6 protein-coding genes and 1 tRNA gene are annotated in these 10,801 nt (G+C 45.2%); 3 read left to right on the top strand and 4 right to left on the bottom strand.

From position 1 onward, the window contains the following. Positions 1 to 24: 24 nt before the first annotated feature. The 4 genes from OQ5_RS0114010 to OQ5_RS0113990 form a co-directional block, all read right to left on the bottom strand. A tRNA-Val gene (locus OQ5_RS0114010) sits at positions 25 to 99 on the bottom strand. 59 nt (positions 100 to 158) lie between these two features. Beyond that, positions 159 to 1,445 (bottom strand): bifunctional folylpolyglutamate synthase/dihydrofolate synthase, encoded by a 1,287-nt coding sequence (locus tag OQ5_RS0114005; protein ID WP_016778093.1) that lies wholly within the window; start codon positions 1,443 to 1,445, stop codon positions 159 to 161. A 139-nt stretch (positions 1,446 to 1,584) separates the two neighbouring features. Beyond that, the gene (locus OQ5_RS0114000) at positions 1,585 to 2,538 is read right to left on the bottom strand and encodes an AEC family transporter (RefSeq protein WP_016778092.1); all 954 of its coding nucleotides are present in this window, start codon (positions 2,536 to 2,538) and stop codon (positions 1,585 to 1,587) included. A 604-nt stretch (positions 2,539 to 3,142) separates the two neighbouring features. Then, positions 3,143 to 5,323 (bottom strand): glycoside hydrolase family 3 N-terminal domain-containing protein, encoded by a 2,181-nt coding sequence (locus OQ5_RS0113990; RefSeq protein ID WP_255297545.1) that lies wholly within the window; start codon positions 5,321 to 5,323, stop codon positions 3,143 to 3,145. Positions 5,324 to 6,047: 724 nt separating this feature from the next. Here OQ5_RS0113990 and dinB point away from each other — a divergent pair. The 3 genes from dinB (at position 6,048) to OQ5_RS0113975 (ending at position 10,736) form a co-directional block, all read left to right on the top strand. Then, positions 6,048 to 7,190, top strand: a complete 1,143-nt coding sequence (gene dinB / locus OQ5_RS0113985; protein WP_016778089.1) for a DNA polymerase IV — start codon at positions 6,048 to 6,050, stop codon at positions 7,188 to 7,190. Positions 7,191 to 7,474: 284 nt separating this feature from the next. Beyond that, complete coding sequence (locus tag OQ5_RS21165) at positions 7,475 to 7,789, top strand: four helix bundle protein (RefSeq protein WP_082179594.1); 315 nt, start codon at positions 7,475 to 7,477, stop codon at positions 7,787 to 7,789. A 10-nt stretch (positions 7,790 to 7,799) separates the two neighbouring features. Then, complete coding sequence (locus tag OQ5_RS0113975) at positions 7,800 to 10,736, top strand: DNA polymerase III subunit alpha (protein ID WP_016778086.1); 2,937 nt, start codon at positions 7,800 to 7,802, stop codon at positions 10,734 to 10,736. Positions 10,737 to 10,801 lie beyond the last annotated feature (65 nt).

Raw genomic sequence — 10,801 nt, 5'->3', positions numbered from 1 at the left:
CAAACTTTCTAAAAGTGATTGCGGTGGGCGATAATGGATTCGAACCATTGACCCCCTGCTTGTAAGGCAGGTGCTCTGAACCAGCTGAGCTAATCGCCCTGTTTTCTCAAAAGCGATGCAAATATAGAAGAGTTTTTTTCAACCACCAAACAATAAAGTCATTTTTCAAGCGCCTCAGCGACAATAAAAGTACTCCCTCCAATGAAAATCAAATCGTTATCTGATGCATTTTCGCGGGCAGCAGCCACCGCCGCGCTGACATCGGGGTAAGTTTCTCCTTTTAATCCTGCCTCCCCGGCCAGTTTGCCCAGAATGTGTTCATCCATTGCACGAGGGATGGATGCACGGGTAAAATAATAAAGTGCATTCTGAGGGAGAAGCTTCATAATTCCCTGCACATCCTTGTCGTCGACCATCCCCCAAACTATGTGGGTTTTATCAGCCGTAATCAATTTCAATTGTGCTGATATCCGCTCTATTCCGTCGGCGTTATGGCCGGTATCACAAACCACCAGAGGCTTGCGGGATATAACTTGCCATCGGCCGGCCAGTCCTGTTTGCTCCGTTACTTTTTCTATGCCTCGATGGATTGCAGAATCGGTAACAGAATAACCTGCCTCTCTCAGCTCTACAACCGATGCCAGCACTGTCAGAAGATTCTCCTGCTGGTAATTTCCCAGCAACGGCAATCTGAATGTCCCGGAAAGAGCATCGGAAGCCACCGATATATGTTGAAAAGTGTCATCCTCCCGCACTTTTTTTAAACCGATCATCTGTGAAGCAAAGTAAATCGGCGATTTCATCTCCTTTGCTTTTTGACAAAAAACATCCGCAATTTCTTCCTGCCGGCGCCCGATTACAACCGGAACATTGTTTTTGATAATACCTGCCTTCTCCCCTGCAATAGCGGAAAGTGTATTTCCCAAAAACATGGTGTGATCCATCCCTATATTGGTGATCACCGACAAGTCGGGTGTAATAATATTTGTTGAATCCAACCGGCCGCCAAGACCGACTTCTATAACTGCCACATCAATTTCAGCCCTGTAAAAATAATCGAAAGCCAGAGCCACCGTCATCTCGAAAAAAGAAGGATGAATACGGTCTATGATGTCACGGTTAACCGCAACAAAATCTATCACTTCCTTTTCAGGTATCATCCGGCCATTGATACGGATGCGCTCCCTGAAATCTAATAAATGAGGCGATGTATAGAGGCCGGTGCGATACCCGGCACTTTGTAAAATGGAGGCCAGCAGATGTGAGACACTCCCCTTTCCGTTGGTACCGGCAACATGAATTGTCCTGAAACGCCGGTGAGGATGACCAAAATGATTGTCCAGTTCAAGCGTATTTTTCAAGTCGGCTTTGTAGGCAGCCTTCCCGCTGCGCTGATACACAGGCAGCTGCTCAAAAAGATATTTAATGGTTTCCTGATAAGTCATTGTTTAATAAGATTGTCTTCACAAAAGTCGGAAATTTTAATCAAAAACAAATGTTGTTGCTAGATCGGTGACACAGATGAAAAAGACAAGATATTATTCTCCATGCTCCATGCTCTATGCTCCATGCTGCAATCCACCCTCAAACCGCCGTAGTAAGAAAATATACAACAGGAAGAGTAAGAAGACTAAGGACAGTAGTGAAAAACACATTTTCAGAAGCAAGGTCATCGGCAGCGCCATAAGCCTTTGCCATTATCACTATCATACTCATACATGGCATAGCGGTTTCAAGTACGATTATGGTGCCGGGCATATCGCCAAAATCAATTCCAACCTGTTTTACAAAAAAGTTAATTATCAGCAATAGCACAAAAGGAATTAACAACAACTTATTGAAGCTCAAAACATAAATATCGTAACGTTTGAGTATCCCCTTCAAATTTGTTCCTGCAAGTGTAGCTCCAATATACAATAGTGCCAACGGACTGGTAGCATTCCCGATTGTTCGAAAAGGCTGATATACCAGATATGGTAACTGAAACTGAATAAAGAAAAGCAATATCCCGACAGCAAATGCAACCGTATTGGGATTTAGCAGGTTATTAAAGCGGTCAAGCACCGGCACATCCTTCTGTCCCTTAAGACGAAATACCGCATAAGTCCATTGCATAAAACTGGATACCATATAATAGATGGAAGCATACAATAAGCTTTCCCCCTCGGGGTATAAAGCGGCTATCAGCGGAAAGCCCAGGAACACAATGTTTCCAAACATGGTATGCAACTCATGCACAGCAGCTGAACGGTTGGGCAAACGAAACAGCCGGGAAGACACTTTACCAAAACCATACATCAAAAGTATCGACACAACGGTAAACACTAATGCCCACCATCCATTGACAAGCACCTCATGCGACATCTCCATCCGGGAAATCGTAGTGACGATCAATAACGGCAACGTAATGTTAAAAACTAACCTTGAGATAGCATAACGTATCTGCTCAGTAATAATTTTGGCCCAACTGCCAACCGTACCTGTTAATACAATCATGCCTGCAATGACAACCTGCTCTGCAATAACCTGTGACTCCATATATGAAGAAAATTAAGCTGTAAAAATCGGAATTTTTTGGAAGAAAAAGTAAAAGTATCTGTAGTTCGATCTTAACCAAACAAGGGATTGTTGGAGAAAAGTCGCCGAAAGGCAGAAGATAGAGCATGGGGCATAGAGCATGGGGCATAGAGCATGGGGCATGGAGAATGGGGCATGGAGAATGGGGCATGGAGAATAAAGCGGGAAATATTACTCCAATAAATCGGACAAATTAAATCAGTAATCTGACGATCTATTGTATGATGAAATACTATAATCCAAATTTTTGCAAACAAGCAGCCGTTTGCCTGCAAAAATTCAGGTATAATTAGTGTCTGTCCATAAAGTGCCATTTACTGTGTTACGCTTGCCGCCAAAATACTCATTTACGAAAAGTAAACTGCGTTTTTGGCGGCTTCGCAAGCCTTGTAAATGACACTTTCTGAACAGACACATGATAAGTAGGAAACTTTCCCTACTTTATAGACAGGCACTAATTAGTGTCTGCCCATAAAGTGCCAGCTGCAAGCGTAAAACAGCAAATGGGACTTTATGGGCAAACACTAATTTACAATCTGTAAACGGGCATTTATTTCGGATATGATTACAACACTTCAAAACGACCTGTTAAACCTTCAACAGCACCAAGTTCATCGTTCACTTCCGAATAACTTGATCCGCCAATATAGATTTTAAATTCCCCAGGCTCCAGTATTTTCTCACCATTATTGTCCACTATCTTCATCATATTCGGGGTAACAGTAAATTCGATCTTTGTGCTTTCTCCTGCGGCCAGGCCAACTCTTTTAAAACCAATCAACGATTGTTTGGGAACATTAACGGATGCTTCTACATCGGTAATATAGAACTGTACAACCTCATCGGCATCATATTCGCCTTCGTTGGTTAAATCGAAGCTAAGTCTCACCGACTCTCCTGATTTTACTTTGTTGCTCTCCAAAGTCAAATTACTGTAAGTAAAATCGGTATATGAGAGTCCGAATCCAAACGGAAACTGAGGCGAAACTTCCATATACCGGTAAGTTCTGCCTTTCATATCATAATTCTCGTAAGGAGGCAGATCATCTACCGATTTAACAACTGTTACAGGCAGACGACCGGATGGAACAGCATCGCCAAAAAGCACATCGGCAACGGCTTTCCCGCCTTGTTCGCCGGGGTACCATACATAAAGTAAGGCATCGGCCATATCATAAATCTCAGGGAGTGAAATGGCACTTCCCGAAGTAATAACAACCACCAGTTTCTTTGCACTGGCACGAATTCGCTTCAAAAAATCGATCTGGTTTTGTGGCAGTCTGGTACGTTCCCGGTCACCTCTATGTTCTGAAGCAATAGCCTCACCTTCTTCACCTTCAATTAGCTGAGATATCCCCAGGCACGCTACCGTCACATCGGCACTGGCTGCTGCCCCCGAAAACCAATCCATGGTGTTACGGTTGGCTTCATACAACAAAGCCCCCTGCCTGTATTGAACAGACGTTTGCGGACTCACTTTTCCGACAATGCCTTCAAGAATGGTGGTCATATCCTCGCTGACGCCGTAATAATTGGCCAGTAATGCCTGCACGTGAGTAGCCGTCGGGCCTGTTACATAAACTTTTTTGACATCCCTGGCAACCGGAAGTGTGTTTGCTTCATTTTTCAGAAGTACAACAGACTTTCTGGCTGCTTCAAGTGCCAGTTTCTGATGCTCTTTTGAGCGTATCACGTCAGTACTAATCGTATCATACGGCACAGCGCCTTCGGGCGCAAAAAGTCCCAATCGAAGACGTGTTTTAAATAATTGTTTCACCGACCTGTCAATTTCTTCTTCCGTTGTCAGGCCTTTTTCGAGAGACTTTAACAACGAAGCATAAGTGTCTCCACAATTCAGGTTACATCCGGCATTAAGAGCCATTGCTGCAGCTTCTTCCGGCGTATCCACAATTTTGTGCCCGGTATAAAAATCCATGATGGCGCCACAATCGGAAACATAATATCCGTCAAATCCCCATTTTTCACGGAGTACTTCCTGCATCAGATAAGGGTGTGCACAACAGGGATCGCCGTTGGTTCGATTATACGCCCCCATTACACCTTCCACCCCGGCCTCTTTAACCAAAGCTTCGAAGGCTGGCAGATAAGTTTCCCACAAATCTTTCATGCTGACTTTCGCATCGAATTCATGTCGCAATGCTTCGGGTCCGTTGTGAACGGCATAATGCTTAGCCAAAGCGGCCACTTTCAGATATTTGGGATGATTCCCCTGCAATCCTTTTACAAACGACACACCAATTCTGGAGGTCAGAAACGGGTCTTCACCATAAGTTTCCTGACCGCGTCCCCAGCGGGGGTCTCTGAAAATATTGACATTGGGCGTCCAGAAGGTCAATCCCTTATATTGTCCGCGATAACCATGTTTCGAAAATACATTGTATTTGGCCCGGGCCTCTGTACTAATGGCATCTCCAACGCGGTACACCAGCGTGGTATCCCATGTAGCTGCCATACCAATAGCCTGCGGAAAAACCGTGGCTCTTCCGGCACGGGCTACACCGTGTAAACACTCATTCCACCAGTCGTATTCCGGTATCTCCAGCCGGTCAACTGCAGGAGTGGCATTCATCAGCTGATTTACTTTTTCTTCAACGGTCAGCTGCCTTACAATACATTCCGCCCTCTCATCCAATGAGATATCCGGATCTCTGAAGGAACAATCTTCCTGTGCTTTTAATGAAAACGAAAAGGCAAAAGCCATTAATAGCCATAGAGTTTTTTTCATGATATTATGATTTTAGTTGTTTGGATTGATTAACCTCGCTCAATAGATGATCCGTGTAACCTTGATATCCTGCACCTTAACAGACAGAGACATTTAATTTCAAACAGATAATTTACAGTCAGTTACGAGATCGAACGGAACATTGCCACTAATAAAGATATAAAAATTATGGCGTTCTATTGAAAGGTTAAAAATACAATACTCCGTTAAACTTCTGCAGATATCTGGTAATTAATTGTTTACATAATTAATGGTGCAAATCACAACTCTCTCATAATAAAAACTTTGCGTCATTGCGGCTCTGCGTTTAGGCTTTTTTTAACTGACTATTGAAATAGCAAAACATTAAAAAAATGACTCGTCGGAGACGAGAAGCGAAGCCCCCCACCGGAATCGGGGAGGATGGATTTAGGGGATTCTCATCCGCTCATTTCCCTGCCGGTGCATCGTTTTCGATCGATTAAGTTAATCAAAACTTACGAAAGCCTTAATCGAAAGAACCGATTAAGTTAATCGTATTAATCGTATCCGGCGGAAGCATTAACAGGCGGAAAGCAAGAACCGAAAATGGCCGGTTGACGAGAAATATACTTCCAATCGATAACCCCGAAGCAACTTGCACACGCTTATTCTTCCCACCTGAATGCACATAAATTTTTCTTTTTCACATCAATTTATTAAATTGTAATCATCTGGAAGATTAATTAATAATCAAAATCGATGTATGAATCTTGATAATCGGCACATTGTACATTTCGACCTGGACTCATTTTTTGTTTCGGTAGAACGATTGCTCAACAGTCGCCTTCAGGGAATGCCTGTCATTGTCGGCGGCATGTCCGACCGGGGAGTGGTAGCAGCCTGCAGCTACGAAGCGCGGCGTTTTGGTGTGCATTCGGCCATGCCAATGAAACTGGCCAGGCGACTTTGCCCGCATGCATTCTATGTTCGTGGCGATATGGAAGAATACAGCCGCTACTCACGCATGGTTACCCAAATTATCGATGAATCGGCGCCGCTTTACGAGAAGGCTTCGATTGACGAGCATTACCTGGACCTTACCGGCATGGATCGTTTCTTCGGATGCCTGAAATGGAGCCGGGAATTGCGTAACAAAATCATGCGCGAAACCGGATTGCCCATCTCTTTTGGTCTGTCTGTTAATAAAACCGTTTCGAAAATTGCCACAGGCGAGGCCAAACCAAACGGTGAAAAACAGGTGCTTTTCAATGAAGTACGCCCGTTTCTGTGGCCCCTGTCCATCCGTAAAATTCCCATGATCGGACCAGCCACTTACAAGCTGCTGCGTTCCATGGGAATCGATCGCATCGAAACCCTGGGTAATATGCCTCCTGAAATGTTACGCCATGCCCTCGGGAAAAACGGCATTGTCATCTGGCAACGGGCCAACGGCATTGACCCTACCCCGGTAGAACCTTACACCGAACGAAAATCCATCAGCAGTGAACGCACCTTCGATCAGGATACGGGAGATATGAAGATATTAACAGCCCACGTTATCAAAATGACCGAAAAACTGGCTTACCAGTTACGCGCCGGCGAGAAACTGACAGGATGCATATCCGTAAAAATCAGATACAGTGATTTTGATACCCGAACCCTTCAAAAAATGGTGCCTTACACATCGTTTGATCACCTGCTGATCCCGGTTGCCAAAGATTTGCTGAAGCGGCTCTACACACGCCGTGTCAGAATACGCCTGATTGGCGTAAGATTATCCCATCTGGTAAGTGGTGCCCCGCAACTCGACCTTTTTGATGATACCCCCCGGCAGGTACAGCTGTACAGAACGCTGGACTATGTACGCCATCGGTTTGGGGTCGGGGCTGTTGGAAGAGCGGTTTAACAATTATCAATGATCAGTTATCAATGATCAATGATCAATTAATTTAATTAGTGCTCATCTATAAACTCGTAAAAATTTTCACAAGATGTGTGTCTGTTCAGAAAGTGCCAATTGTAAGGCTTGCGAAGCCGCCAAAACCGCAGTTTACTAATCGTAAATGAGGATTTTGGCGGCAAGCGTAACGCAGCAAGTGGTATTTTATGGACAGACAATTAAAAATTAAAAAATCATGAAAGAAAATGTAGTCCATCAAAAAGCTTTTGATTTTGCAATAAGAGTTTGCAATAAGAGTATATACCTATTGCAAATGGTTAAAATCAGAAAAAAAGGAATTTGATTTGGCCAGACAATTATTGAAAAGCGGAACATCCATCGGAGCAAATCTGGCTGAAGCAAACGGAGCTATTTCAGGAAATGACTTCTCTAATAAAATCAGCATTGCCTACAAAGAAACGTTAGAGACTCAATTCTGGCTAAAGTTATTAAAGGCAGTGAAACTATTAGATGATTCAAAATATGCAACGCTCCATGAAGATGCCGACGAAATAGGACGTATCTTTTTGTCAATCATCAAAACCACCCGAATCAACAATCATTGATAATTGGTAATTGATAATTGGTAATTCATCCTACAGTCTCCGCTTCGGGACTCTCTCCCCCGAAGAGCTGGCAGCCAGGGCTGCAGAGCAGGGCATTAGTGCACTTATTCTTACCGATATCAATAACACAACCGGTATTTTTGAATTTGTAAAAGCGTGTCGCGAAAACAACATTACCCCGATGGCGGGCATCGAGTTTCGAAACGACAACAAATGGCTTTATACCGGCATTGCAAAAAACTTCAAAGGGTTTGGCGAGTTAAACCGTTTTTTAAGTCATTACCGCCTGCAGGGATTACCCTTCCCCGATAAGCCACCCGCTTTTGAAAATGCTTTTATAGTATGGCCCTGGGGCAGCCGGCAGCCGTCCGAATTGAACGACAATGAATACATCGGTATCCGTCATTTTCAACTAAAGCAATTGCTTACATCTCCCTGGCGAAACCGTCAGGATCGTCTTCTCATCTGGCAACCGGTGGTTTTTGCCAATCGCCGGGGGATGGAACTGCACCGCCACCTGAGAGCCATTGACCGAAACACTCTGCTCGACCGTCTGACTCCCGATGACGTGGCATCTCCTTACGACTGGATGGTGCCACCGGCAAAACTGATGAAAGCTTTCGCCGACCGTCCCGAAATCGTAAAAACAACAGATAACCTGTTAAGCCGGCTCTCTTTTGACTTCGACTTCAAAGGCAGTAAAAACAAACAAACCTACACAGGCAGCCGTCGTGATGATGAGCTTCTGCTCGCCCAACTGGCAATGGACGGCCTCCGGCAGCGGTATGGGAACAACAATTCGGTGGCTCGCCAAAGAGTGGAAAAGGAACTTTCAATCATCAGTAAAATGGGTTTTGCAGCTTATTACCTGATTGTGTGGGACATCATCAGGTATTCCCTCTCCCGTGGATTTTATCATGTGGGACGGGGCAGTGGCGCCAACAGTGTGGTTGCCTATTGCCTGAAAATAACCGATGTGGATCCGATTGAATTAAATCTCTACTTTGAACGCTTCCTGAATCCCAAACGCACCTCTCCGCCCGATTTTGACATTGATTACTCCTGGCGTGAGCGCGATGAAGTTCAGAATTACATTTTCAAACGCTATGGTAATGCGCACACGGCGCTACTGGGTGCTGTCTCCACCTTTCAGGCACGGGCAGCCATTCGTGAACTGGGAAAGGTGTACGGACTGCCGAAAGAAGAAATTGACCAGTTGGTGGCCCGTCCGGCAGGCTTTGAACCGGACACAGTCGGAAAAACAATCCTTCAAATGGGACAACAGATGGCCGGTTTTCCCAATCTGCGCACCATTCATGCCGGCGGCATTCTTATTTCGGATGCTCCCATTACCGACTATACCGCACTGGACATGCCACCAAAAGGATTTCCGACAACCCAGTGGGACATGTACACCGCCGAAGACATCGGTTTTGAAAAATTTGACATTCTCTCCCAGCGGGGCATCGGACACATCCGCGATTGCATCGAAATCGTGCAAGAAAATCACGGAGAAGAAATCGACATGCACCAGGTAGAGAAATTTAAGAAAGACAAACAGGTCAGGGAACTTCTCAGAAAGGGTGAAACAACGGGATGTTTTTACATCGAAAGTCCGGCCATGCGGGGATTGCTTAAAAAACTACGTTGCGATGATTATCTGACGCTTGTGGCTGCCAGCTCCATCATCCGGCCGGGCGTAGCAAAATCAGGTATGATGCGGGAATACATACGGCGGTTTCACAATCCCGAAGGGTTTGAATATGCTCACCCGATACTGAAGGAACAGCTCAGCGAAACCTACGGAGTGATGGTTTACCAGGAAGATGTCATTAAAGTGTGTCACCATTTTGCCGGACTCGACCTGGCCGATGCCGATGTATTGCGCCGCGCCATGAGCGGAAAATACCGTTCCAAAGCGGCTTTTCAGGCCATTGTCAATAAATTTTTCGAAAATTGCCGGCAGCGTGGTTATCCGCAAGCTCTAACGTCGGAAGTATGGCGACAAATTGAGTCGTTTGCAGGTTACTCTTTTTCAAAAGCCCACTCAGCATCCTATGCCGTGGAGAGTTTTCAGAGTTTATACCTGAAGGCCCGCTATCCGCTGGAATTTATGGTGGCAGTAATCAATAATTTTGGCGGATTTTATTCCACGTGGCTCTATGTGAATGAAGCACGACGATGGGGGGCCAATATTCACCTGCCATGCGTAAACCGCGGTCAATACGCCACTTCAATATCGGGGAAGGACATCTTCCTGGGGTTTGTACATGTAAACGATCTGGAGACAAAAACCATCCTGAACTTCATTGAAGAAAGGCAGCGCAACGGCACTTATCAGAATCTGGAAGATTTCATCAAACGCACAGGCATCAGCCGCGAACAACTAATACTTCTCATACGCCTTGGTGCTTTTCGCTTTACCGGCAAGAGCAAACCCGAACTGTTGTGGCAGGCCCACCTGCTTTTGTCGGGCGAGAAAAAGAAAAAAAAGCTGCCCCGCCTGTTTTCGCTTAAATCGCCCGACTACCGGATGCCCCGCTTCGAACAACAACGTATCGAAGATGCTTACGATGAAATAGAACTGCTGGGATTTCCCGTGGGAAGTTCCTTTTTCGATATGCTGAAAACATCGTTTCGTGGTGAGCTCCGAGCCCGCGACCTGGAGCAAAATATTGGTCGCCGGGTGCGCATGGCAGGACAACTGGTCACCATAAAATATGTACGAACCGTCAACCATCAAATCATGCACTTTGCCACTTTCATCGATGCCAACGGTGAATTTTTCGACACCGTTCATTTTCCACAGGTTCTGAAGCAGTGGCCATTCACCGGAAACGGCGTTTATCTGATTCTGGGGAAAATTGTCAGTGAGTTCGGACAGCCCTCCGTAGAGGTAGAAAAGATGGCAGCTTTGCCGTTGCAGGCTGACCCGAGGGGGGTGTGATTTTTGACGGTTTTCTTATCTTTTCCGAATTAGTGCCTGTCTGTAAAGTAGAAAAAGTTTCCTAC

Source organism: Anaerophaga thermohalophila str. Valhall (assembly GCF_000250735.1).
GTDB classification, from domain to species: domain Bacteria; phylum Bacteroidota; class Bacteroidia; order Bacteroidales; family Marinilabiliaceae; genus Anaerophaga; species Anaerophaga thermohalophila_A.
The sequence above is the reverse complement of the archived record's forward strand: the minus strand, read 5'-3'. Positions and strand labels throughout refer to the sequence as shown.